Here is a 25,293-nt window from a genome sequence, read left to right on the forward strand (position 1 = left end):
TTATGACAAAAGAAACAAACAAATCTCGTATTATTTTCATGACTTTAGTTTCCGCATTGCTCTTCTGCTCTTTATTGGTTACAGCTTCACTTTCCCCACTCGCTAATTCCGGACCTAGTGCTAATAAATTGGGCACGATGGGTATGTGGACAGCGATAGGCATGGCTCTTGCCACCTATCTCCTCCCTTTAATTCTATATATAGTAGGATTGAATGTAATGAAATTCGTTATGGCATTCTTTTGTGGATTAGGACTGCTTATAAACTCCGCAATACTCATAGTCGCTTTAACGATGGGTGGATTTCCTATTTTACTAGGACTTTGCATAGCTACATTAATCGTTAATGTTATGTGGTATTTCGTAGCTTTTCGTTCGTCATCAAAGCTTAATCACCAAAAACGTTTTATCTAATATGACGAGTTAATTAAATTAAAACCTGTTTTAAGGAGCTAGAAAATGAATGTCAAACTAATTTTGGTAAAAATCCTTCATTCCAAGTGTTATACATCTTCATTTCTTAGCTCATGAAATAAAGATTTAGATTCACCATTATATGTCATGAATAGATAATGATTGCACGAAAATAAAGCATTAGACTAAATAGCAGCTATGCGATTTTCATACGAGAAATAAGGACAATTCAGAGAAATCATACTTACTAAACCAAATATGTATACATTCTTGTATAAAGCTTTCAAAAGAGAAAAGGCTTAATTTTTAATGAATAAGGGATTAGCCTCTTTGTTTACCATGAATATCACTGATTATGTAGCCTGCGCTATGATTCTTAAATAACAAAGAGGCTTGGAGACATAAGATCTCCAAGCCTTTTTCTAACCATTATTCAATGAAATACATCTTCCCGTTTACTTCAAGAGACACTGATGATTGCTTCATCTCTTCTTTTAGGGATTTCGCATATGCTACCACTTCATTAATCGTCTTCTTATTTAAGTTTTCGGCAAAACTATACACGATGGTGACTTTTTCTTTAATGAGCTGATTGTTATCTCCTACCCAGGCCCCTGTTCCTTCAATAGCGGTAGCTCCTCCAAACATTTTAGAGAATGTCTCTAGAGACTTATTAACATAGGGAGTATTATCAATAGGTTGATCTACATTATAGGTGGATGGCACATAAATTTTCACTACATTATCAAGATGGAATTGTCCCTTTAGAGCGTTTGATTCTTGAACTTTAAGTGTTTCTTGTTGTTCTGCAGCATACACCGTATGCCCTAGAAAAGTCACCAATACAATAGATAGAAACCAATACAAAATCTTTTTCCTTTTCAAGCTTGCCACTCCTTCTTATTTGACTGTTTTGCTGTCAAAACAATGGTGAGTGTTCTGTTTACAATTATATATTATTTAATAAGGTTTGAGAGATTATAATTCACTTGTTTTATATTTTTCATAAAAAGCTGTGTACATCTAACTTACTCTTTCAATATATGTATAACAATTAATTATCTTAGGGAACCTGTCGGCAAAACGCCTATATTGCGCACTAATATATTTTCTGGAAGTTAGAACCTCAATTTTCTAAAGCTTAGGTTTTTTTGAGAAATAACGAGGGTTTATGGCGATTCCAAACAGATAATTTATTTATCGTTCTTTGGATGAATTTTATATATCCAAAAGTCAAACCAAAAACAAATCATCGAAACAAAGCCTTAAACTACTAATGATGAACTAGCCAAAAAAATAGTATATAAAAAAGGCGAAGCTATCCTAAATCTCGCCTTTTCTCTTATGATGCCTGATCATCTTTTTTCTTCATTAACGCACGTTTTTTCATCGCTTTTGTTAAATATCCACCTTTGAAAGAGCGAATTTCGTATGAAGCCATAAATGCTTTCGGTGCGATTTCGTTAATAATCTCTACCAACTCTTTTTCACGCGAACGCTTTGCTACAATATCTAAACGATAGCGCTCAGAATTAATTCCTTCTCCGATGAAGACTGTCACACCAAATCCTGCATGTCTTAGTGCGGTCACAAGTTCTTCGCAACGCTCTAGTAAACTAACATTATACGTAATATATCCAATAGCTAATTTATTTTCAATATAACCACCGAGCAACAACCCAGCACTAAACCCGATGACATAAGCTACAATATTCATCATATTTGATAAGTCTTGAAATACAATTCCTAAACTAACAATATAGATGACTCCTTCTAACAACCCAACACCAGCAGCGGACTTTGTTTGATTCTTTACAAGCAGAATTGTACGGATTGTCAAAATTGGCACATAAATAATTTGCAGTAAGAAAATAAGTAACGCTTGTAACATATGTATCCACCTCTTCCTAAAAGTCTGTTGTCATAATAACATACAGAGTCGTAAGAAAGCGATGAATTTTATTAATTTTCTTTCTATTTTAGTTCAAAAACTTCAAAAATAACAAAGAAAAAGAATCCTAGATTTAGGATTCAATCTAATAATCAGTTCTTGAAATCATAAAATCTCTCAAAAGGCATAAAAAACATGCCTCATCTCTGGCACTGGTGTATTTGTGTTCACCTGCCATTCACATGTATTGCAAGGACTGCTGCAGGTTTGTTTGGATCTATAGTTTGTTGAACCGAAAAAGAGCTACAGCACCGAGCTGAGAGCGTATGTACGTATATTGGTACTCAACTCAATTTGCTATCACACCGCACAGATGCAAGACAGTGAACATAAAAACATTGTGTTGTACTGTTACTAACACACCTGACAATGACCGGCAACATGATATTGCTGTTATATAAAGTTTCAGCCTTCTTCGAGTATTATTCAAAATCATTCTGTCCACAATCTCTTTATATCAATTAATTGTTCGTCATTAAATTCCATCTTGTATACATCCGGTTTTGATGTCTGCATTAAAAATTCAAATCCATATTGACTATCAAAATATCCCATCATTAAAGTCATGACAAGTCCATGAGTACCAATTACAATTTTATGACCTTTAAAATTCTTTAATATATCTTTCAATACTGCCACAGATCGGCTCTGACAATCTGTATTTGATTCTCCTCCCAGTAATGAAAAATCTGGATTGGAAAACATCTTCTTTACGAGTGGATACAATTCCTTATCTGATATTATCTTATCTTCACTTGAAAACATACATTCTCTAAGATTTTCGTATACTAATATTTCTTTACCATAAAAATGAGCTAAATTCTCTATCGTCAACACAGCTCGGCTATATGGACTTGAAATAAACGTGTCTACTCCTTCATCTTTCAATAATTCAGTTACTCTATACGTATCAAGCCTCCCCTTCTCATTTAATCCACGCGTTCTTTCGTCCTCTTCTATTTTAGGTGATTCACCATGTCTAACCATGTAAATATATGTATACATAATTCCCCCCTGAAAATACTTACAAATAATAGATTACTGTGACTTTATATAACAATTAATATCCGCTATACCATGCTTCGTTGTAAGACTATTATTCTATGGCTACATGACCTAAGATTTAACTTGAAGAAGCTTACAAGATAACAATTTTCCATATTATCACATTCTCAAAATTCCTTTTTCTTTGCCTTTATAATTAAAAAACTCGGTTGTTTCATTAATTTTTCATAAGATGATGGATAATTTCTTTTCAATTCTTCCGTCGGAATAGGCTCTACAATTTTTTCAATTTCAAAATGACGAAGCGTTTCATTTATAATGTCTTGTAGTGGCCGGCGATAAAAATACATATCAACATATTTACCGCTTTTCTTCCATTTATCATGAAGCAATTCGCGCTTAAAATATTCTTTTTTCTCTGACAGGTGAATATCCATTGCCGGATGATGAACGGAGAACAAAAATGTTCCATTTGGCTTTAATATTCTCACAAATTCAGCAAATGTTCGTTCCCAATCTGCAATATAGTGAAGAGCTAAAGAGCTAACAATGCTATCATATGTACAATCTGCAAAAGGTAACGTATTTTCAAAGTCTAATCGATAAACCTCAGCTTTCTCTCCTACTCTTCGCTTCGTAGCAGCAACCATCTCTGAACTTACATCAATCGCGGTTACATCTGCTCCCCGATTAAGAAACTGTTCTGTATACCACCCTGCCGCACAGCCAGCATCAAGTACCCTCATTCCTCTCATATTATCAGGAAACTGATTCATCATAGCTGGTCGTTCATAATCTGTATTATACGGACTGTCATAATCGACACTTTGTTCATAATGGCCGGCAAGTATATCGTACGCATCAATGATTTGTTGTTTATTCATATCCATCCTCCTCTAACTTCAAAAGACGTAATTTTCATTTTATCACACATCCGAATAATTAAGAATATTAAATTATTTAAACAAAAATCAATTGATCTCTCAAACTTTGAGACACATAAAAAGCAGCAACTATACAGTTGCTGCTTCTTCTTGTTGTAAATCTATTTTACGAATTTCAATACGCTTAATTTGATGCGCGTCTTTTTCTAGAACTTTAAATTCATATCCTTCTGCTGTAACAAATTGTCCTTCTTGAATTTCGTGATTTTGCGTCATCACCCAACCGCCAATTGTATCAACTTCTACTTCGTCAATGTGTAATCCAAATAAATCTTGAATCTCACTAATTAATACTTTTCCGTCGACAATTTTATGGTTCTCATCAACATGATGAACCGGAGGATGCTCATCTTCATCATATTCATCACGAATTTCACCAACAATTTCTTCTAATATATCTTCAAGCGTCACAATTCCCGCTGTACCGCCGTATTCATCATACAAAACAGCCATTGGAATTCGCTTTTTCTGCATTTGCAGAAGTAAATCATGAATTGGGATTGTCTCCATTACTTCAATAATAGGACGCATAAACGTTCGGATAGATGAAAGATCTTCTTTATCATTTTTCATATAACGAATAAAGAAATCTTTTACATTCACCATACCGATAATATCATCTTTATCTTCTCCAAAGATTGGGTAACGTGTATACTTTTCACTTCGGATAATTTCCATATGATCTTCTACTGAATCTTCAAGATAGAAACCAACGATTTCTGTACGCGGCACCATAATCTCTTTCGCAAGACGATTATCAAATTCAAAAATATTGTTTACATACTTATACTCCGCCTGGTTAATTTCACCGTTTTCATAGCTCTCTGAAAGTATTAAACGTAATTCTTCTTCCGAGTGTGCTACTTCATGCTCAGATGCTGGTTTTAATCCAAATAAACCAGTTACAAGACGCGCTGATTTATTTAACATCCAGATAAACGGGAACATGATTTTGTAAAATATAATAAGTGGTGCTGCAAACAACATTGTAATTGTCTCTGCTTTTTGAATTGCTACTGTTTTCGGTGCTAGCTCACCAACTACAACATGTAAAAAGGTAACTGTTGCAAACGCAAGAATGTACGATACTGAATTCGCAACCGTTTCTGGGAAATGTAGATCTTGAAATAACGGCTGTAATAAACGATGAACCGTAGGCTCTCCAAGCGATCCGAGCGCAAGAGCTGTAATGGTAATTCCTAACTGACACGCCGATAAATACTCATCTAAATTTGTTGTTACCTTTTTGGCTGCTAATGCACCCCGTTTTCCTTCCGCAACAAGTTGGTCAATACGGCTTGAACGCACCTTAACCATAGCAAACTCTGCTGCCACGAAAAATCCAGTAAACGCGATTAAAATCGCTATCATAACTAAATTAAATATTTCCAAAGAATCCCCCTTAGTTCAAAAACTAAGGTGTCCACCTCCTGTATGAATAATTGCTTTGTTTACTCTCTAAATTTAGAAAATAAAGCGCTATACAGAAATTAAAAGGGTGGATAGCTCTACCTACTATAAAAGTAAGATAAGAGATTGTATTAAAGCTGTCGTTTGAGTTGATAAATGTTTCGTTAGTTTTTCGCGCTGTGAATCTGTTAACCCATCTAATAACGGTTTTAATTCTATTAATTCCGTCTCCAAACGGTGGATACGCTCTGTTACATCATTTACTTGTTCCGAAACGTTTTCATTAACACCGAGCAGCTTTTTTTTCTCCTCGATCCTATCCTTAATTTCAGAAAGCGGTATATGCATTTCTTTACATCTCTCAATAAAACGTAAAGTTTCAATTGCTGCTTCGTCATAGTAGCGATAATTAGATTGAGATCGCTCCGCTTTCAAAATACCTAGATTCGTATAATAATCAATCGTTCGTTTCGAAACATGAGCCATGTGAGCCAACTGTCCGATTCGGTACACCTTCCCAACGACCTTCCCTCCCTACATATGTTAAAAACATCATACAATATATAAACTGTACAGTCAAACGTTACGGTTAAGAATAACACTTTATAAAAATATTAAGAATTATTTTCACTCAAACAAAAATAAAAAAGAAGCTACTGCTCTACATACCGTAGAGTAGCTTCTTTTTCCTATTACATTCTACGCAATAAAAACTCTTCTGTTTCTATTACTTTCGCAAACATATTATCTAAAGCACTCATAAATGCCGCATGCACATGTTTGGCCCGAATCGTTTCATTGTGAAATATAAGATTCCTTGTCGTACAAGCATCTTCAATTACTGTACATCCAAACTCTAGATCACTGGCAGCTCTAACCGTTGTATCAATACACATATGCGTCATCATTCCGCATATCACCAAGTGTTCAATCCCTTCTTGCTGAAGTAACTCTAGTAAATTTGTTTCCCGAAAACTGTTTGGATAATTTTTTTGTACAACATATTCACTTTCAAGAGGTGCTACATGAGGATAAATTTTTACACCATCTGTATTCGGAAGAAAAAAAGTAGCCCCTTCTTTTACTGAAATATGTTGCACATGAAATACAGGTAAATTCATTTTTCTAAAGAAATCTAACACTTTCTTTGCATTTCCTGCTGCTTTTAATGGTTCATGTAATTCAAATCTTCCACCTGGAAAATAATCATTCTGAATATCAATTAATACAAGTCCTGTCTTCATTATTAGCCCTCCAATATTTTGAAAATTAAGTTATAATCTTATTATAAATCTTTATTGAATTCGCGATAACATTCTCATGAAAGACATTAACGTCATATGATTTCACCATGAAAGGGTTTGAAACCATGATTGATTCAACAGATTTACAAATACTTGATTTACTAAAGAAAAATTCACGAATGCAGTGGAAGGATATTGGAAAAAGCATTCATATGACAGGTCAAGCCGTTGGAAACCGTATTAGAAAAATGGAGGATGAGGGATTAATAAAAGCATATACTATTTTAGTAGATCATCTAAAATTAGGTGTGCAGTATACTGCTTTTATTACTGTTTTCATGAAGACAAATCAACACGCAAAATTCACTTCCTTCATCACAAATAAAGATTCCATTGTAGAAGCCCATAAAATAAGTGGTGAAGGATGTTATTTACTTAAAGTACAAATAGACTCCCAAGAAAACTTACATAATTTATTAAATGAAATTTTAATCTTCGGCAACTATCGTTTAAATTTGTCAATTCATCAAGTAAAAGAAACTTACTAAGGATGGAAAGGAGAATAGCGATGTATTATAACAACTTATCCGAAAATGATCAGCCAGTAATCCGTCTCTAAGACGGGCATAATAAATCTTCTAGATTAAAATGCTTCGTCTTAAGGATAACTATCTCTAATCCTAAAAATAGACGGAGGTCATATGATATGAGACATTCATTATTTGGTGCATTTTGTTTATCGCTTGCTGCAAGCATTTGGGGAGGTATGTATGTTGTCAGTAAATATGTACTAGACTTTGTTCCCCCGCTCACGCTTGTTTGGTTACGTTTCGTTATTGCTTTTGCGATTTTATTTATGATTTTACAAATAACACAGCAAAAACAGAAAACAAAAATTCCAATCGAGAAAAAAGATTGGTTATTATTTGCCTGGATCGGTTTTATCGGTTATTTTGTCTCCATTACATTTCAGTTTATTGGGACAAAATTGTCTGATGCACATACAGGTTCTTTAGTAACATCCGCAACACCAGCCTTTATGATCATTTTTGCAAGAATAATAGTAAAAGAGCCTATTACCATTCGCAAATTCATTTCCGTACTCTTAGCAACTTTAGGTGTTATCATTGTCATCGGATGGGATATAAAAATTGGAACGTATTTCACCGGAACAATCATCTTAGTCGGGGCTGCTATTACGTGGGCATTATTATCTATTTACGTCAAAATCGCCTCGCAACGTTTTTCTTCCTTAATCATTACAACGTATGCGATATTTTTTGCGATTTTGTTTATTACACCTTGCATGATATGGGAATTACAATCTAACAGCATACAAAGTCTTAACACATTTATAGTTTTAGGGATTTTATACCTTGGCATCATTTCAACTGCTGGTGCATTTTTTCTTTGGAACAAAGGTATGGAATTAATGGATGCGGGAATTGGCTCACTCTTTTTCTTTTTCCAACCTATTGTTGGAGCGTTTCTCGGATGGTTACTACTGCACGAACAGCTAAAAACTACATTTTTCATTGGAGCTTTACTCATTGTAGTGAGTGTTCTTATCGTTACAATCGATAAAAGAGAGACATCTTCTAATTAGAGATATGATTATAAAAGTTATTTTACTATGTAAGGAGGCATCCCATGGCACTAGAAATGAAAACAAACTGTCAAACTTGTAATACTTCTCTGCAAGGAGATTCAGAAGCATACATTTGTGTGTATGAATGTACTTTTTGCCTACCTTGTACAGAGAATACTAATCATATCTGTCCAAATTGTGGAGGCGAATTAGTACGGAGACCAAAAAGATAAAGATTCTTTTTCACATAGTAAAAGCGCAAAATCTATAAGATTTTGCGCTTTACTTTTGTTTTTTAACACTTGATTTCTTTTATCTGTTCAATAATCACTTCTGCTAAATATTTATATCCATACTCTCTAAAAAGCTTATCATTTGGAAGATAGATTAAGAGTCTTTTTATTTATGTATTAATTTCCCTTCAAGTGCGTCAATATACCTTTTCGCTGATTTTTGGACAGCTTCATTTGCTTTTCCCTTCACGATTCCGTGAAATGCATTATGTAAACGATTAAACTTTAATTTTTTTACTCTTTCAGCCATCTCTTTTACCTTACCTGCTGGCAATGGAATGAGATTCGGATAACTGTACATAAAACTTACCCATCTTGAATCAGCAACAACTTGAATGATATCTCCAGTTAATAAAATTCCTCTTCCTTCATCTCCAGTTTCCCAATGTAAAACAGCACCACCATTAAAATGCCCACCTAAACGATACAATGTAATACCTTCGGAAAGTTTTAAAGATTCTCCAGACCAGAATATAATACGATTACTTGGGCGCATCACCCATTCTTTATCATCTTCATGAATGTATATAGGAACATCAAAGCGTTCCGCCCATTCTACCTGTGTAGAATAATAATGTGGATGCGATAAAGCAATCGCATGAATTCCCCCTAACTCATTTATTCTTGCTACAGTCTCTTCATCAATATACGTAATGCAATCCCATAACACATTATACTTATTAGCTTGAACTAAATAAGCATTTTGACCAATTGCAAACTTTGGATTTGTTGTTATGCTATATAAATTTTCTACTTCTTTTACAATCTCATTCTTAAATGATTTACTTTTCTGTATGCTCTCTAAAGTTGTCCATGATTGCCCCAAAGGGTTTACATATTGACGTTCCTCATTACAAATTACACAGTTTACAGGCGGTTCTTTATAAAGTGGATATTGTACACCACACGTTGTACAAACATAATGCTTCATTCTATTTCTCCCTTTCTCATTTCATTGAATACAAATTAATCCAAAATATCATGAACAATATGTAAAATTAAACCCCCACTATTTAACAATTTGACATTTGAGTAACAAAATACCTCTCCAAACACTTATTTCTATCCATACTATCACAAAATTTACCTTTTATTCTATATTTTCTGAATAATAAACTCTTGATTTTATTGAATATTTAATTTATTATTTTGTTTGTTATATAAAAATAATAACATCCATAAAATATCGTATGATACACCACCGAAAGAAAGCGCTTAACAATTGTAATTAATTAAATTTTCTATATAATAAAAATAACGGACAAAATAAATTTACGAAAAATTCATTTTTGTCTTGCATAATAATTTATTTTTGTTATCATCGTTAATGATTCGACAAAAAATGACTTTGTATTGTATCTTTGTGTAAAAAATTCAAAATATTTAAATTTGGAGGTTTTTTTGTGACAAAAAAAGTGCAAACTTCACATATTTTTGTGATTGGGCTTATGCTTTTTGCTCTCTTCTTCGGAGCAGGTAATTTAATTTTCCCTGCTATGTTAGGACAAACAGCCGGAAGTAACGTATGGATTGCAACCGCAGGATTTTTAATTACAGGAGTTGGCGTACCACTACTTGGTGTATTAGCACTTGGTGTTTCAGGTAGTGACGACTTACAAGCAATGGCAAGTCGTGTACACCCATTGTTTGCGAGTGTATACACATTTATTCTTTATTTAGCAATTGGTCCTCTTTTTGCTTTACCTAGAGCAGGAAGCGTATCTTTTGAAATAGGTATAAAACCATTTGTAGGAGAAAATAGTGGTCATTTACCTTTAATTATTTTCACTATTCTGTTTTTCGGGATTACTTGTGTACTCTCTTTAAATCCTACAAAGATTGTTGATGTTGTCGGGAAGTTTTTAACTCCAATTAAATTGACATTTATCGGTATTTTAGTTGTTACCGCTGTCATAAAGCCAATCGGTGACATTCAAGCACCAACACAAGAATTTGTTACAAATTCTTTCTTCAAAGGCTTTCAGCAAGGCTATTTAACAATGGACACTCTCGCAGCTTTCGTATTTGGTATTATCATTATTAATTCCATCAAAGAGAAAGGTGTAAGTGACAAAAAAGAGATTATAAGTGTATGTATAAAAGCAGCCATCATTGCCGCTGTCGTATTAATTGCTGTTTACACTTCACTTGCATACATGGGTGCTTCTAGTGTTTCTAAATTAGGACATTTAGAAAACGGCGGGGAAGTTTTATCAAAAGTAGCAAATTACTACTTCGGTTCTTTAGGAAATTTATTATTAGGATTGATGATCACTATAGCTTGTTTAACGACGAGTGTTGGACTTACTACAGCATGTTCATCTTACTTCCATAAAGTATTTCCACAAATATCATACAAAACATTTGCTGTTATTTTAGCTACTTTCAGTGCTCTCATTGCTAATCTCGGCTTAACACAGCTGATTACCGTATCTGTACCTGTATTAACAGCAATATATCCTTTAGCGATTATGCTAATTGTATTAACGTTTCTACACCGATTGTTTAAAGGGAGATCAGAAGTATATCAAGTAAGTTTATTATTCACTTTTATTGTAAGTATCTTTGATGGACTGAATGCAGCAAATCTGAAAGTTGATTCGATAAATTCTTTATTCTCTCACTTACCTTTATATGATGCTGGATTAGGATGGATCGTTCCAGCACTCATCGGAGCTTTACTAGGCTATGGAATTAGTTTATTACGAACGAAGGATAATTCTAATGTAAATACTTCTCATGATCTTGCACGTAAAAAAACATCCTAAACTTTTTAAGTTTATTTAGATTCAAGAAATTTGAATTAATCTTTGTTTTAACAAGAATAGACATATAATGTTACACATTATATAAGAATAAAAGAAGAGGATAGTGACAGGCAGAATAATTCTGTATGTTCTATCCTTTTTTGTACCACAAATGACCTCATTTACCACAACATTTGTATTGGCTGTCGACTTGTTGTTGCTTTAAAATAAAGTTTAATCAAATTAATACTAATAACTTTGATAAACGATCATAGAAAAGAGCGTGTTTTGAAAAAAAGATTGATCAAAACACGCTTTTTCTATATTCAATTGAATCATCCTTTTATAAAAAAGTTTGATAATTTTTGTGATCCTTGCTCAATTAAAGCGCCCTTTAATGGAATAACTAGAACGTTCAGTCAACGATTTGATGGCCATGCCCCCTGCATTTTCCTTAATTGAATAATTTGGCCTGTATGATAAGCATCATGAAGCATGATGTCCTGTAATTTCTCCTCAAGTGAATTTTGCTCAAGCTCTTTTTCGGAAATTGCACTCAATACCTGTCTTAAATTACGTTGAGCATTTTCAGAACGTTCAACGACTTTCTTCCATTCCTTGTCATCATTAGATTGATTGGTAAGATAAAAGGTTTCATCACCGTCGAGATTATGTGTCCATTCACGGCCTTCCAAGTTTGCAGCAAGTCTCTCTTTGTAATAAATGAGATGATTAACGTTCTCCCAAATGGTATTAGTCGCCTCTCCAGATGGTTTCCAGATAGCCTGTTCGGCTGTAAGTCCTTCTATAGCATGTTTAAACGGTGCATACCAACTCTCTTTATCGAATGTTGAATCTAGTACGTTTAAAAGCAAGTCAATTCGTTTCAAAGTAATCTCCCCCTAAATAGTTAAAGTTTCAAAAAAATCCTTATAACTCTATCGAGATTCTATATTTTTAAGTAAACTTCCTGCTTTTTAACTACCCTGCTAATCTTATTCCACAAACTGGCCCAATTCAAAAAGATACGTCTTTTTATATGCACGCCTCGATTTTGATTAAAGATTAATTTCAGTAGCTTTCAAAAATATTTACTATAAAAATCGCGTCTCAACTTTCCGCTCAGCTGAGCATATATTCTCGTGGTTTCACTCTTCTCATGACCAAGTAAGCTTTGTATTACTTCAAGTGGCGCACCATTGTTAATCATATGTGTAGCATAGCTATGACATAATTGATGAGGATGAATACTTTTTTTAATCCCGGCACGATTCGATATACGTTTGATAATAAATCTTAGGTTATCAATACTCATACGTCTTTTTGGCCTTCTTTCCGTAATAAACAAACAAGGCTCCCCATCATCTCTTTCATCTAGATACCTTTTTAACCAAATGATACAACGAGTATTAAAGTATACTTTCCTTTCTTCATCACCTTTCCCATGTACAATGACAGAATTCGTTGAGAAGTTAATATCGTCACGACTCAGTTTTACGACTTCCCCAATACGGCAGCCAATAGAATACAAAAATTCACATAATACATTCTCCATTGAGTTATGACATGCTTCCCTAAGGTGTTCAATCTCTAGTTCCGAAAGGAATTTGGGGATTCTTTTGCCTAACTTCGGTTCTTTTAATTTAGCAGCAGGGTTTTTAAGAATAAAGCCTTCATCATGTGTCCATCTAAAAAGTGATTTGATGCAACGAACTCGGTGTCCTAAGCTAGATGGCTTTAAGTGTTATCCTGCTTCAATTAAGTAACCTTTTACTTTTTCTGTAGTAAATTCACTCATGTTAATGTCACCGAAATAACGTAATAAGAGATTATATTGAAAACAATATGTTTTTAAAGTCAGAGGTGAATATCCCTCAATTTTTTTATCTAATTGATACTGTTCCCAGGCCTCAGATAATAACATTATTCTTCACGCTCCCATTCTATAAATCAATTAATCTAGATTCTATTATATTCAAGGAGAGTCTCTTTTATACGCTAGTTATTCAACTATCGTAGAAAACAAAAAAATTACTTAACCATGAGAACACTTGAAATACAAGAAAAAGACGCTTTCTCTATAAAGGAATAGCGCCCGTTAACGGAATAACGAAAATGCTGAATATATAAAATAACTTAATAATCTATCAAAAGAATTGATCTCGGCATATGGTTTTATTTCGGTATCATTCTTGATCATATAAGGATTGAACCATATGCCCTTTATATTTGCATTTTGACAACCACCAATATCCTTTTCTATGTCATCTCCAACAAATAATGCTGCTTCCGGTTGAACATTAAGCTTATTCAATGCTAATTCAAATATACGTTTGTCAGGCTTACTAAATCCCACTTCTTCAGAAATAATTATTATATCAAAGCAACTATTTAAATTGGTGTTAATTATTTTAGCCTTTTGTCTCTGAGTTGAGCCATTTGTTATAATTGCAACTTTAACATGCATCTTTATAGTATTTATGATATTTATAGTATTTTGGTTTATAGAAAAACAATGAGGAAAATTATTATTCCAAAAATCTTGAATGTAATTGCGTGGCAATCTATATTTTGGTGGAAATTCATCAAAAAATGATTCCAAAACTTTTACTTTATCACTGTAGCCATAGCTTCTTTTATCATATTCCTTGAATTTCTGCAACATTTCGTTTTTTACTGAATGTTGTTTAACATCCCCATAACACTTCTCTAAAATAATTGAAAACAATTTATCTACTGCCTTATCCCTATCAAGTAAGGTATCATCTAAATGGTTCTGGTGCAAAAAATCTAGGAAGCTTGGACATACTGATGTTATCAATCTAAAAAGGATGTGTATCCGTATGAAAAAGCCAACAGAATTTAAGTGGAAACATTACGAACCCGAAATTATCTTACATGTAGTACGCTGGTACCTCCGGTACAGTCTGAGTCTTCGTGATCTCGTAGAGATGATGGAAGAGCGTGGAATATGCGTAGCACATACTACGATTATGCGCTGGGTTCATCAATATGGACCAGAACTTGATAAACGCATTCGTCCATATTTAAGGAGAACCAATGACTCCTGGAGGGTGGACGAAACTTACATAAAAGTAAAAGGACAGTGGATGTATTTATATCGTGCAGTAGATTCTGAAGGGAACACGATTGATTTTTACCTAAGCAAAACTAGAGATGCGAAATCAGCTAAGCGCTTTTTCAAGAAAGCCTTGGCTTCTTCCCATGTGTCTCAACCTCGCGTCATTACGGTGGATAAGAATCCAGCTTATCCAGTGGCGATTCAAACATTAAAAGAAGAGAAACGTATGCCTGAAGGCATACAGATAAGGCAACGTAAATATCTCAACAATATCGTGGAACAGGACCACCGTTTTATAAAGAAGAGAGTTCGTTCCATGTTAGGATTGAAATCATTTCGTACAGCTACCTTGATTTTGAGGGGCATCGAAGCTATGCATATGATAAAAAAAGGGCAACTTCACCAAAGGGTGAACTATGCCCAGAATGAGGTTGAAGCCATTCATAAGTTATTTAAGTTAGCTGCTTAATCTCAAGGTTAATAGGATATTGCTGTTCTATGGTTCTAGCGAATTATTTTTGCACCAGAACCAAAAGAAGTAAAGACATGATATTCTTAAAAAGAATATCACCATATTTATCATTTTCGTTCATATGTGGTTCTACTCACAAAAAATGTAATAGAGCAAATAATAGTCAGCACCATATATTTCATCATCTCAATAGTAAATATGTCCGTTGGAACTCCTCCTAGTATAATCTCAAATACAAATACGATTTCTGTGCCTAGAAGGATATATAGTATTAAAGAAAAGATACAATTTAGTTTATTAGGCAAAATAATATACTTAAATAATAATTCTCCAAGAATACACCCCAGTAAAACTATAGGAACTCCAATATATACAACAACAACTGTTATTTGTATTACATTAACAAAGATATTAACAATAATATTAAAGTAATTTTCTTCTCCAAAAATCTCCTTATTATAGTATAGTTGAAGTATATTCATTGAAATTAATAGACTTAATATAGTATATACAAACGACATTAAAAATTTTCTCAATAGTAATCACCTCTTTTTTAAAAAATTACGATATATATCAATACTATCACTTGCATGATTTCTCCTGTAATACAAAAGGATATAAATTAATACTCTCAATTTCTTTATTAATTCACGAAAATAATATTCTATCTAATTAGTAAAAACTCAGTTGCTTAATAGTAACTGAGTTTTCTTCTATAAAAAAATCATTTTTAATCAACTTATATTTATAATATGACTAACCTCTATCAATCAACAACTAGTCTTGGATACGCTGTTACAAATTCTACAGTTGATACACCTGGAAATAAAGCTGTAAATCCAAAAAAAGAACTTATTCGAGCCGTATGTAAAGTGGTCGTATTGTCAATTTCGGGTTTAACAGATGAATAAAGGGCTCTATAAAACTCATGATTCGGTGCTTTATCATGAAAGCCTGCTGTTGCCCCGCTACCATTTCTATTAACAATTACATAAGCGAATGCATCAATAGTAGGAGCACCTGGAACTAATGGATTCGCAGATGCAGTTTCCATAGTAAATTCAGCTCTTTTAGACGTGGCTAATACAACCGACATATTTAAATCTCTTTCTGCATTTGCTTTACCATCTACAGCTGTCCCATCCTTTTTATACCCTGTTGTGAGTCCGGTTTTTTTGATTGATTTAAATTCCGCTGAGGTACCTAGATATCCATTCATACTATGCTTCCAAGTCACTGTAACGTCTAATCGCGTTCTATATTTATCTGAAAAATAAGTGAAGTAATTCCTATTATCACCTTTAAAAGTTTTAAAATCACTAATTATATTAGGTATATACCAAGGTGCGTCTGGATAGGCAGCAGGAATGAATGTTTGATATCTAAATGTATAACCTAGGTCATACGAACTAACTGATTCAGAACTCACACTGGACTTAGCTGGTGCAGACCATCCAGGCTTATCTACATATGTAGAAAGCTTCTTTTCTTCGCAACCTAATTCTTCCTTCTGATGATTGGTTGGAGTAACTCCAGATGCTTTTAAAGTGTTGACTTTCTCTTCAACTTTATTTGAAGGGATTTGTTTAACCGATTTAATATCATAATATGTTCTATATGGATCGTCTGCTGTAGATGTTTCAGAATCTATACTTGCCCTTTGTATAACTGATTTTGGAGTATCTATAAATTCATTTTTATTTGTAGTTGTTACATACTGACCATTTCGATACACTTCATAAACATTATCATCAGTTGGGACATTGCCCCAAGTCAATTTCGTCATTCCACCTGATTCAACGGAATTAATATATGCATCTGTCATTGGATAAACCAATTTACTTTCATCTGTTGCGACACTATTTACGTTACTCTTCGGTGCACTTTGTAATCCTTGTGAATACTGTTGTTTCACATTATTTCCATTTAATGTGAATGCATTAATTTTACTTTCACTTAAAATGTTATCGTTATTATCATAAGAAATTAGTTTAAGAGTGTATGCATTAGATGACTCTAAATTAGCAACAGTATAATGTGTATCAGTTCCATTCCAGATTTCTTCCCATTTGTCATCGTCATTTAGTTTATGTAACTTATATTTTGCTACAACATTCCTTTTGTTCCAAGATAAATTTATTGCATTTTCAGAACTTACTGCATTCACATTTTCACTATTAGCATTTAGTTGTTCTTCGTTGTTTTTTAGTTCTGCCGTAGAAATAGATGCACGCTGGACATTCGGATTAATCTTTTTACATATTCTTTCTGTGTTGTAATTAAAAGAAAATTTAGCTCCTCCAGTTATTTCTAAATATTCTACCGTAATCTTATGTTTTCCACTGGTAACTGAGTGGTTTTTTGCATATAATTTGTTATCTCCTGCTCCCCAGTTATCAATAATAAGTTTATCATCTAAATATACACGAACACCATCATCTGTGATACCATCAAAGTAATATTCACCCTCATCGAAATTGGCAACTTTTGTATATCTTATTGAAAAATTATCTACAGGTACATTCTTATGCGGAGAACCATCTTTCCAGTCAAATTCGAGTTTATCTATTTTATCTTTGGCAGTTTTCCCTGCTATATGGACTGGATCGCCTTTAAGTTCTGGATTATTAAAGTATTCTGCTGTCCATGTACTTTGTTGAATAGCTTGACTATATGATTCAATATTGAATTTTAAGTTGGCTCCACCAGTTAATTCTAAATATTCAACGGTGACTTTATGTTTCCCCTCAGTAATTGGGACTTTCTTCGCATATATTTTATCGTATCCGCCCCCCCAATTATCAATAATGAGTTTATCATCTAAATATACACGCATACCATCATCTACTATGCCACCACAGTAATAATCACCTGATTTAAAATCTTGTACTTTGGTAAAACGCGCTGAGAAATTGTCACTTTTTATATTTGGATGTGGAGAACCATCTTTCCAATCAAAATTTATTGTATCTATTCTATCTTTAGAATTTTTACCAGCTACAACAACTGCGTCACCTGCTAAATTAGTATTGTTATAGTATTCTGCTGTCCATGTATCATGTTGTACAGCTTGACCATAGGGTTGTATATTGAAGCTAACATTGCTACCTCCACCTAACTCTAGATATTGTACTTCTACAAGATGTGTATCTTTTTCATTAGTAGTTCCAAATGCCCAACTAGCTGTATTATCCTGAATGGTAATTTTTCTAGCATGTTCTGTATCCCATTTTCCAGTATTCCATTCATCTATAACAAGTTTGCCATCAATTAATACACGCATACCGTCATCTGCTTTTCCTCGCACGATATATTCACCTGCTGGTAACCGTTTTACCGTAGTATATCGAGCTGAAAAGTTATTAGCTGGTACTTTTGGAGTTGGAGATCCATCACCACTATTTTCAATAAGGCTCTTTTCAGTACCTTGTGGTGCAATTACTTTTGCATCAACAGGATATCCATCTAAATTGGTATTTGGATAATAATAAGCTAGCCAAGAATCAAATGGCACAATATCAGAAAAGACAGCTGCTTGACCGCCATTTTCATAGAAGTCAGTTTGGATTTTATGATCGCCTTGCGGCACATTTGTTACAATAGCACGGTCAATTTGCCCACCAACATCGTACCAACGGTTAATAACCTGTTTCCCGTCAAAAGAAACTTTAACGCGATCATCCGCTAACGTATGTACAAAATAATCACCGGCATTAAGTGATCTTGATTGATTAAATTGTGCCGTAAAATTATCATTTTGCACACCAGCAGGAGCTTCATATCCCCAATTATAATGGACTTCCCCACCTTCCTGCTTATAAATGTTACTCTCTGCACTCCCAATAGAAGGTAAAGCAAAGAAGCTAAAAATTGCAATACCTAGGGCTGCTTGAAACAAAGTTTTTTTCCTCGAATCACACATACAGTTCCTCCTATAAATGTTAATGTATTTCCAAAGCTATAATATCACGATATAAATAGAAAAATAAATATATTCTGAAAAATATTTATTTTTAAACATTTGGATAAAGTTTTTTGTAATAAAGTTTAATAAATAAGGTTTTGGTGCAAATATAGTGGGTTTTGAAAAGAGGACGACAGATTCCGTTAGGAATCCACTGTTATGCTGCAATTCCAAACAATTGATGGATGAATTCTTTCTGATTTTGGACAGACTGGTTGATATTATCCCCTTAAGGTAGACAGTGTAAAAAGACCATGAATACACATGGATGTTACACTTTTACTTGGAGGGGATTTTATTATGGTTAAAAAAGGGGATAAATTTCAAACTTATTCAGATGAATTAAAGATACAAGTTGTAAAAAGTTATTTAAATGGTGAGGGTAGCCAATCAGCTATAGCGAAGAAATATAAGCTTAGAAGTAGAACACAGTTAATGAATTGGGTCCGGAAATATCAAGAAACAGGCGATATTTCAGACTTGCGGGGGAAAAATGGTGGTAATAACGGCTTAAAAAACCTCTTGAAAGGTCGTTCTCGTACGAAGTTCGATAGTATAGAAGAAGAATTGGAATACTACAAGGCGCAAGTGGCTTACTTAAAAAAGCAGTATCCAAATCTATAGGAGGTGTTCTTGCTCAAACGGCTAAGTACGAGATTATTGAAGAACTACGTTCTCGGTACAAAGTAACCTGGCTTGTCGTCATTGCGCAGTTAAATCGCTCTAGCTACTATAAGTGGCGTTCAACATGTAATCAAAGGCAATTACGCCTTTCAAAGGATAATACATTGCGTGAACAGATTCAAGCAATTCACATAAAACACAAGGAATACGGTTATCCTCGCATGACAATCGCCTTACGAGAGGCCGGATTTTTCGTGAACCACAAAAAAGTATATAGACTTATGCGAGAGCTTCACATTCAATCGATCATCCGTAAAAAGCGACGCTTTTTCAAAGGGAAATCCTCAAAGATTTTCCCCAATGTAGTAGAACGGCAATTCCAAAACCGCAAACAAAATGAGGTACTTGTCACAGATATCACTTATTTGCCATTCAAAGATAAATTTCTCTATTTATCGGTCGTTCAAGACCTTTACAATAATGAAATCGTTGCTTGGAAACTCTCACATCGCAATGATTTACAACTTGTTCTAAAAACATTAGATTTAGCAACACAAAAAAGAGATGTGTATGGAACCATCATCCACTCAGATCAAGGATTCCAATATACATCTCCTGCTTATTATCGTATGCTTCAACAGCTAGGCGCCATCGGCAGCCATTCTCGCAAAGGAAACTGCCATGACAATGCTTGCATTGAATCATTCTTCTCTCATTTTAAATCTGAAATGTTTTATCTTAATGACTATCAAACAAAGGGAGAACTAATTCAAGCAATTGAAACATACATCTATCATTATAACTACAAACGATTCCAAAAACGACTCAATCATCGAGCTCCGATCGAATATCGAATTTCGATGGCTGCATAGTCTTTTTTACAGTTGTCTACTTGACGGGGATAAGTCCAACAAGTCTGTCCAAAATCAAGTGAAGTTCATCCATCAACTATTTGGAATTGCTGCTTAAGAATAGATTCCACTAGGAAACTTTTCGCCTCTTTATATCTTTCCTAAATATTTGCACCAGAACCCGTTTCCATTTATGATAAGTAAATGCAAAAAGTCCCGATTATCCTATTTTCCGGACATTCGGGACTTTCGCTTTCTAAAAAAGTTTAACATAATTATATGTCTCTACTCTTTAAAAGAAAACTATTCCTAGTTTTTTCCAAAAATACAATTTTCCTATCTTCCATTTTAACAAAAAGAGTTTACCATTAATCTCCAATAGCAAGAAGGCATTTTTTCCTTTGTAATGCTTCTTCACATAATTCTTTTAATTCCTTCGCAAATGTTTGAATTTCATCTTTACACTCAATTAAATCTTTAGTAGATTCATGTGGTTGTTTTGCATACTCATTCATTACATATATACATATATTTATCATTTTATTCACTTCTTCAAAGCTAAAGGTTCTATCTCCATATGGATCTAAATCAATTAAAAGTTCACACCCTGTCCCCATCCCATTTTCGTATTTCCATAAGAGGTCATGTATATGATCTTCGAAATGTATCCATCTATTTAGTAACTGTGCTTCTTTATGATTATTTCCTATATAAAATGTAACTGCCATTATTCAATCTCCAATCAAAAATTAATGAGGATAAGCTGTTACCACTCTACCCTTACTATCAATAACTACTTTTAAATTATAGACATTCTTGCCTTTAGCCGATTTACCAATAGGTTTCTGGTACTTTTGGGTAAAAATATATCCACTTCTGTTTTGGCTATTTGGGGTTATCGTCGATCGTGAACTCGTTAAAGTACTATGAATACCTTTCTTGATATTAAAACCAGAATTGAATTTACTTCTATCTTTCCATTTCGAATTAGGTCCATGTCTATCTATTATATGTGTTTCATATTGATGATTACTTAATTTATAATTATTCCCCAACTTACTTGCTTTAGCAAGCTGAGAATTAATCTTTCGAGACTTTTTATAAGCTTTATAACTTTTATAACCTGCAGAAAAAAGCGCTGCAGAAACTCTAGCCCAATGCCCATCCGAATCCACCATCATCACCGGATTATTATTCCCATACGTATACCCATTCTGCGTCACTGGATCATCTTCATCACCTGGATCTGGATCTACTGATAAGAATACACCATGCGTTGGATTGTAATAACGCGCCATCAGATAATACATGCTAATTTCTTTATCATACATGTATCCAGCGTAGCCAAATGGATTATCTGCTGCTATACCTTGTGCAGTGTTCTGTAATACATTGCCCCATGCATCGTACTCATACTGTGCTACTACATTTCCACTTTGATCCGTCATGGCAATAACATCTCCATGCGGGTTGTAGTGATAGTACAACGTTTGACCTTGAGACTTCATTGCAACGCGAACGCCGTTTACGCCATATACATATTGACGAAGGACATTTCCGTTCGTATCTGTTTCATAAAGAACATTGATACTGTCCCCATCATAATGATAACGAATTGTTTGACCATTTACTGTTTTTTCAATACGACGACTATCATCATCATATTTATACGTCACAAATGGTTGGCTCTCGCCTTTTTTCGTAATGGCAGTCAGTTGATCTGCTTCATTCCATGTATACGTATACTTATCATCCGCTGTACGGTTTCCATTTGCATCATACGTAATCGTTTCATTTCCAAATTGGTAGAGTCTGGTATTCTATCCTTTTTCATTTAACAGATATGAATTTATAATAAAACAACCTCAGTTTTCGTGTTTTGGTGGAAATGATGGAGGAACGGGGCTTATCCATTTCTCATACAACGATTATGCGATGGGTTCATCAATATGGACCTCAACTAGAAGAGAAAGTACGACATCATCTTAAATCAACAAATGATTCGTGGAGAGTCGATGAAACCTATATGAAAGTAAAAGGTCAATGGATGTACTTATATCGTGCAGTTGATTCAGAGGGGAATACAATTGATTTTTATCTAAGTAAATCAAGAGATAAACAAGCAGCCAAGCGCTTTTTCAAGAAAGCCTTGGCTTTTTCGTATGTTTCTAAACCTCGCGTGATAACGGTAGATAAGAACCCTGCCTATCCTGTAGCGATTCAAGAGTTGAAGGGAGAGAAACATATGCCTGAAGGCATACAACTAAGACAAGGTAGATATCTCAATAATATAGTGGAACAAGATCATCGTTTTATTAAGAAACGTGTGCGTTCTATGTTGGGATTCAAGTCATTTAAAACAGCAACCTCTATATTGAGTGGTGTTGAAGCCATGCGTATGATAAAAAAGGGACAGATTAATTTACCGAATCTGGACTTATCCCCGTCAAGTAGACAACTGTAAAAAAGACTATGCAGCCATCGAAATTCGATATTCGATCGGAGCTCGATGATTGAGTCGTTTTTGGAATCGTTTGTAGTTATAATGATAGATGTATGTTTCAATTGCTTGAATTAGTTCTCCCTTTGTTTGATAGTCATTAAGATAAAACATTTCAGATTTAAAATGAGAGAAGAATGATTCAATGCAAGCATTGTCATGGCAGTTTCCTTTGCGAGAATGGCTGCCGATGGCGCCTAGCTGTTGAAGCATACGATAATAAGCAGGAGATGTATATTGGAATCCTTGATCTGAGTGGATGATGGTTCCATACACATCTCTTTTTTGTGTTGCTAAATCTAATGTTTTTAGAACAAGTTGTAAATCATTGCGATGTGAGAGTTTCCAAGCAACGATTTCATTATTGTAAAGGTCTTGAACGACCGATAAATAGAGAAATTTATCTTTGAATGGCAAATAAGTGATATCTGTGACAAGTACCTCATTTTGTTTGCGGTTTTGGAATTGCCGTTCTACTACATTGGGGAAAATCTTTGAGGATTTCCCTTTGAAAAAGCGTCGCTTTTTACGGATGATCGATTGAATGTGAAGCTCTCGCATAAGTCTATATACTTTTTTGTGGTTCACGAAAAATCCGGCCTCTCGTAAGGCGATTGTCATGCGAGGATAACCGTATTCCTTGTGTTTTATGTGAATTGCTTGAATCTGTTCACGCAATGTATTATCCTTTGAAAGGCGTAATTGCCTTTGATTACATGTTGAACGCCACTTATAGTAGCTAGAGCGATTTAACTGCGCAATGACGACAAGCCAGGTTACTTTGTACCGAGAACGTAGTTCTTCAATAATCTCGTACTTAGCCGTTTGAGCAAGAACACCTCCTATAGATTTGGATACTGCTTTTTTAAGTAAGCCACTTGCGCCTTGTAGTATTCCAATTCTTCTTCTATACTATCGAACTTCGTACGAGAACGACCTTTCAAGAGGTTTTTTAAGCCGTTATTACCACCATTTTTCCCCCGCAAGTCTGAAATATCGCCTGTTTCTTGATATTTCCGGACCCAATTCATTAACTGTGTTCTACTTCTAAGCTTATATTTCTTCGCTATAGCTGATTGGCTACCCTCACCATTTAAATAACTTTTTACAACTTGTATCTTTAATTCATCTGAATAAGTTTGAAATTTATCCCCTTTTTTAACCATAATAAAATCCCCTCCAAGTAAAAGTGTAACATCCATGTGTATTCATGGTCTTTTTACACTGTCTACCTTAAGGGGATAATATCAATCAGTCTGTCCAAAATCAAAAAGAGTTCATTCACCAAGTGTTTGGACTTATAGCATAAAATACGATTCCGTTAGGAATCTACTATTATTCGTGTCCTTCTTCAAATATTTGCACCAGAACCGCTTGATGGGTATGTATGGTGACCCCTTATAACAAAATCCCATAAAAAAACAGGCATTTCCTGCCTGTTTCTAGGATTATAAAAAACAATTGTTTTTTATAATCCGTTTTTTGTCCAAGATTGCTAGTCTACTTATTCTTAATTATTTACTACATAGACTACATCTTCTTCTAAAAATGAGAAATCTTCTAGCAATTTCTCTTTATTAATTATAACCTTATTTGGTGAAGGTAATCTTTCCGTTTCGTAGAAACCTACATAGGAATGAACATGTAGACATATCCTGATCAATTTCTTCTCTAAATCATTTATTAAGGAACTTAGTTTAGGCATATACTCAGAAACTTTTTGGATATTACTTGATCTTTCAAAAAAGTCACAGGAGCACATACCATTAGTTAGACTATAAATATGTTTATATTTAGTACTAAATAGCCTAGTAGGTGTTCCTTCTTTTACTTCCTCAATAAAAATATTATTTTCTTCAAAATTTTTAATTGTTAATTCTGGTATTTTTATATTTGTTCCTATAGTCAATATTAGGCACATTTGGTAACCCCCTTCTTAGAAAAAAGAATGTCCTCCAGTACGCTTTCCATTATGATAATGTGGTCTATAACCTGGTTTATGAGGAGGGTCCTTAATTGCTTTCTTACCCCCCAGTGTTTTTTTCTGCAGCCTCTTAGCCTGTTTCCTCGAGTTAGAGATTACATCTAACCCCTTTTTTAATCTATTAATAGCTTGTTTCTGAGTTATTCCTCTTCCTTTTTTTAATCCACCTTTAACACGTGTAGCAGTATGAGATTGTTTCTTATACTTCTTAGAGTAGTAAT

At 34.1% G+C, this 25,293-nt stretch carries 23 protein-coding genes and 3 pseudogenes; 9 read left to right on the plus strand and 17 right to left on the minus strand.

Annotation, left to right across the window (positions count from 1 at the left end; translation table 11 throughout):
* The first annotated feature begins 2 nt into the window (after positions 1-2).
* Positions 3-413 (plus strand): DUF5391 family protein, encoded by a 411-nt coding sequence (locus NKR74_RS13115; RefSeq protein WP_253629845.1) that lies wholly within the window; start codon positions 3-5, stop codon positions 411-413.
* A gap of 429 nt (positions 414-842) precedes the next feature.
* Here NKR74_RS13115 and NKR74_RS13120 read toward each other — a convergent pair whose 3' ends face one another.
* From NKR74_RS13120 to NKR74_RS13150, 7 genes are all read right to left on the minus strand, one after another.
* On the minus strand, positions 843-1,298 hold the full coding sequence (locus tag NKR74_RS13120; protein ID WP_098311203.1) for a DUF3574 domain-containing protein: 456 nt from the start codon (positions 1,296-1,298) through the stop codon (positions 843-845).
* Between the two features lie 457 nt (positions 1,299-1,755).
* Positions 1,756-2,304, minus strand: coding sequence for a DUF2179 domain-containing protein (locus NKR74_RS13125; RefSeq protein ID WP_154711020.1), 549 nt, complete (start codon positions 2,302-2,304; stop codon positions 1,756-1,758).
* Positions 2,305-2,796: 492 nt separating this feature from the next.
* A complete protein-coding gene (locus NKR74_RS13130; RefSeq protein WP_253629846.1) occupies positions 2,797-3,369 on the minus strand; it encodes a histidine phosphatase family protein in 573 nt (190 codons plus the stop codon).
* Between the two features lie 167 nt (positions 3,370-3,536).
* Positions 3,537-4,253 (minus strand): class I SAM-dependent methyltransferase, encoded by a 717-nt coding sequence (locus NKR74_RS13135; RefSeq protein WP_253629847.1) that lies wholly within the window; start codon positions 4,251-4,253, stop codon positions 3,537-3,539.
* Between the two features lie 129 nt (positions 4,254-4,382).
* Complete coding sequence (locus tag NKR74_RS13140; protein WP_253629848.1) at positions 4,383-5,705, minus strand: hemolysin family protein; 1,323 nt, start codon at positions 5,703-5,705, stop codon at positions 4,383-4,385.
* A 123-nt stretch (positions 5,706-5,828) separates the two neighbouring features.
* Positions 5,829-6,236, minus strand: coding sequence for a MerR family transcriptional regulator (locus NKR74_RS13145; RefSeq protein ID WP_098311208.1), 408 nt, complete (start codon positions 6,234-6,236; stop codon positions 5,829-5,831).
* A 179-nt stretch (positions 6,237-6,415) separates the two neighbouring features.
* On the minus strand, positions 6,416-6,967 hold the full coding sequence (locus NKR74_RS13150; RefSeq protein WP_253629849.1) for a cysteine hydrolase family protein: 552 nt from the start codon (positions 6,965-6,967) through the stop codon (positions 6,416-6,418).
* 107 nt (positions 6,968-7,074) lie between these two features.
* On the opposite strand from NKR74_RS13150, the gene NKR74_RS13155 reads away from it, so the two are divergent.
* From NKR74_RS13155 to NKR74_RS13165, 3 genes are all read left to right on the plus strand, one after another.
* A complete protein-coding gene (locus NKR74_RS13155; RefSeq protein ID WP_253629850.1) occupies positions 7,075-7,515 on the plus strand; it encodes an Lrp/AsnC family transcriptional regulator in 441 nt (146 codons plus the stop codon).
* Between the two features lie 158 nt (positions 7,516-7,673).
* Positions 7,674-8,573 carry a DMT family transporter gene (locus tag NKR74_RS13160; protein ID WP_253629851.1) on the plus strand — a complete coding sequence of 300 codons (900 nt, stop codon included), beginning with the start codon at positions 7,674-7,676 and terminating at the stop codon, positions 8,571-8,573.
* 44 nt (positions 8,574-8,617) lie between these two features.
* Positions 8,618-8,788, plus strand: a complete 171-nt coding sequence (locus NKR74_RS13165) for a DUF1272 domain-containing protein (protein ID WP_253629852.1) — start codon at positions 8,618-8,620, stop codon at positions 8,786-8,788.
* 166 nt (positions 8,789-8,954) lie between these two features.
* Here NKR74_RS13165 and NKR74_RS13170 read toward each other — a convergent pair whose 3' ends face one another.
* Positions 8,955-9,779: an MBL fold metallo-hydrolase gene (locus NKR74_RS13170; protein WP_098311213.1), complete on the minus strand. Its 825-nt coding sequence runs from the start codon at positions 9,777-9,779 to the stop codon at positions 8,955-8,957.
* A gap of 472 nt (positions 9,780-10,251) precedes the next feature.
* Here NKR74_RS13170 and brnQ point away from each other — a divergent pair, with 472 nt between their 5' ends.
* A complete protein-coding gene (brnQ, locus tag NKR74_RS13175) occupies positions 10,252-11,616 on the plus strand; it encodes a branched-chain amino acid transport system II carrier protein (RefSeq protein WP_309247637.1) in 1,365 nt (454 codons plus the stop codon).
* A 398-nt stretch (positions 11,617-12,014) separates the two neighbouring features.
* Here the strand turns inward: brnQ and NKR74_RS13180 are convergent, their stop codons facing one another.
* From NKR74_RS13180 to NKR74_RS13190, 3 genes and pseudogenes are all read right to left on the minus strand, one after another.
* The gene (locus NKR74_RS13180; protein ID WP_253629853.1) at positions 12,015-12,485 is read right to left on the minus strand and encodes a DinB family protein; all 471 of its coding nucleotides are present in this window, start codon (positions 12,483-12,485) and stop codon (positions 12,015-12,017) included.
* A 191-nt stretch (positions 12,486-12,676) separates the two neighbouring features.
* Positions 12,677-13,519: pseudogene (locus NKR74_RS13185) on the minus strand (tyrosine-type recombinase/integrase).
* A 174-nt stretch (positions 13,520-13,693) separates the two neighbouring features.
* A complete protein-coding gene (locus tag NKR74_RS13190; RefSeq protein WP_253629854.1) occupies positions 13,694-14,380 on the minus strand; it encodes an HAD family hydrolase in 687 nt (228 codons plus the stop codon).
* A 58-nt stretch (positions 14,381-14,438) separates the two neighbouring features.
* Here NKR74_RS13190 and NKR74_RS13195 point away from each other — a divergent pair, with 58 nt between their 5' ends.
* Complete coding sequence (locus NKR74_RS13195) at positions 14,439-15,146, plus strand: IS6 family transposase (protein WP_253629855.1); 708 nt, start codon at positions 14,439-14,441, stop codon at positions 15,144-15,146.
* A 769-nt stretch (positions 15,147-15,915) separates the two neighbouring features.
* Here NKR74_RS13195 and NKR74_RS13200 read toward each other — a convergent pair.
* The gene (locus NKR74_RS13200) at positions 15,916-19,071 is read right to left on the minus strand and encodes a PA14 domain-containing protein (protein WP_253629856.1); all 3,156 of its coding nucleotides are present in this window, start codon (positions 19,069-19,071) and stop codon (positions 15,916-15,918) included.
* A gap of 342 nt (positions 19,072-19,413) precedes the next feature.
* On the opposite strand from NKR74_RS13200, the gene NKR74_RS13205 reads away from it, so the two are divergent.
* Positions 19,414-19,737: a transposase gene (locus NKR74_RS13205; RefSeq protein ID WP_230577079.1), complete on the plus strand. Its 324-nt coding sequence runs from the start codon at positions 19,414-19,416 to the stop codon at positions 19,735-19,737.
* Positions 19,734-20,609 (plus strand): IS3 family transposase, encoded by an 876-nt coding sequence (locus tag NKR74_RS13210; RefSeq protein ID WP_253631152.1) that lies wholly within the window; start codon positions 19,734-19,736, stop codon positions 20,607-20,609. The genes NKR74_RS13205 and NKR74_RS13210 overlap by 4 nt, the downstream gene beginning before the upstream one ends.
* A gap of 347 nt (positions 20,610-20,956) precedes the next feature.
* On the opposite strand, the gene NKR74_RS13215 is transcribed toward NKR74_RS13210, so the two are convergent.
* Complete coding sequence (locus NKR74_RS13215) at positions 20,957-21,316, minus strand: hypothetical protein (RefSeq protein ID WP_253629857.1); 360 nt, start codon at positions 21,314-21,316, stop codon at positions 20,957-20,959.
* A gap of 21 nt (positions 21,317-21,337) precedes the next feature.
* Positions 21,338-22,402, minus strand: a pseudogene (locus NKR74_RS13220) (RHS repeat domain-containing protein); the annotation flags it as partial.
* A 47-nt stretch (positions 22,403-22,449) separates the two neighbouring features.
* On the opposite strand from NKR74_RS13220, the pseudogene NKR74_RS13225 reads away from it, so the two are divergent.
* A pseudogene (locus NKR74_RS13225) lies at positions 22,450-23,052 on the plus strand (IS6 family transposase); the annotation flags it as partial.
* A 6-nt stretch (positions 23,053-23,058) separates the two neighbouring features.
* Here the strand turns inward: NKR74_RS13225 and NKR74_RS13230 are convergent.
* The 3 genes from NKR74_RS13230 to NKR74_RS13240 all read right to left on the minus strand — a co-directional run bounded on the left by NKR74_RS13230 (position 23,059) and on the right by NKR74_RS13240 (position 25,009).
* Positions 23,059-23,988 carry an IS3 family transposase gene (locus NKR74_RS13230; RefSeq protein WP_309247655.1) on the minus strand — a complete coding sequence of 310 codons (930 nt, stop codon included), beginning with the start codon at positions 23,986-23,988 and terminating at the stop codon, positions 23,059-23,061.
* Complete coding sequence (locus NKR74_RS13235; protein ID WP_230577079.1) at positions 23,931-24,254, minus strand: transposase; 324 nt, start codon at positions 24,252-24,254, stop codon at positions 23,931-23,933. Before NKR74_RS13235 ends, NKR74_RS13230 begins: the two co-directional genes overlap by 58 nt.
* Positions 24,255-24,598: 344 nt before the next feature.
* On the minus strand, positions 24,599-25,009 hold the full coding sequence (locus tag NKR74_RS13240; protein WP_253629858.1) for a hypothetical protein: 411 nt from the start codon (positions 25,007-25,009) through the stop codon (positions 24,599-24,601).
* Positions 25,010-25,293 lie beyond the last annotated feature (284 nt).

The sequence above is a fragment of the Bacillus sp. 3103sda1 genome, from assembly GCF_024159135.1.
Lineage (GTDB): Bacteria > Bacillota > Bacilli > Bacillales > Bacillaceae_G > Bacillus_A > Bacillus_A rhizoplanae.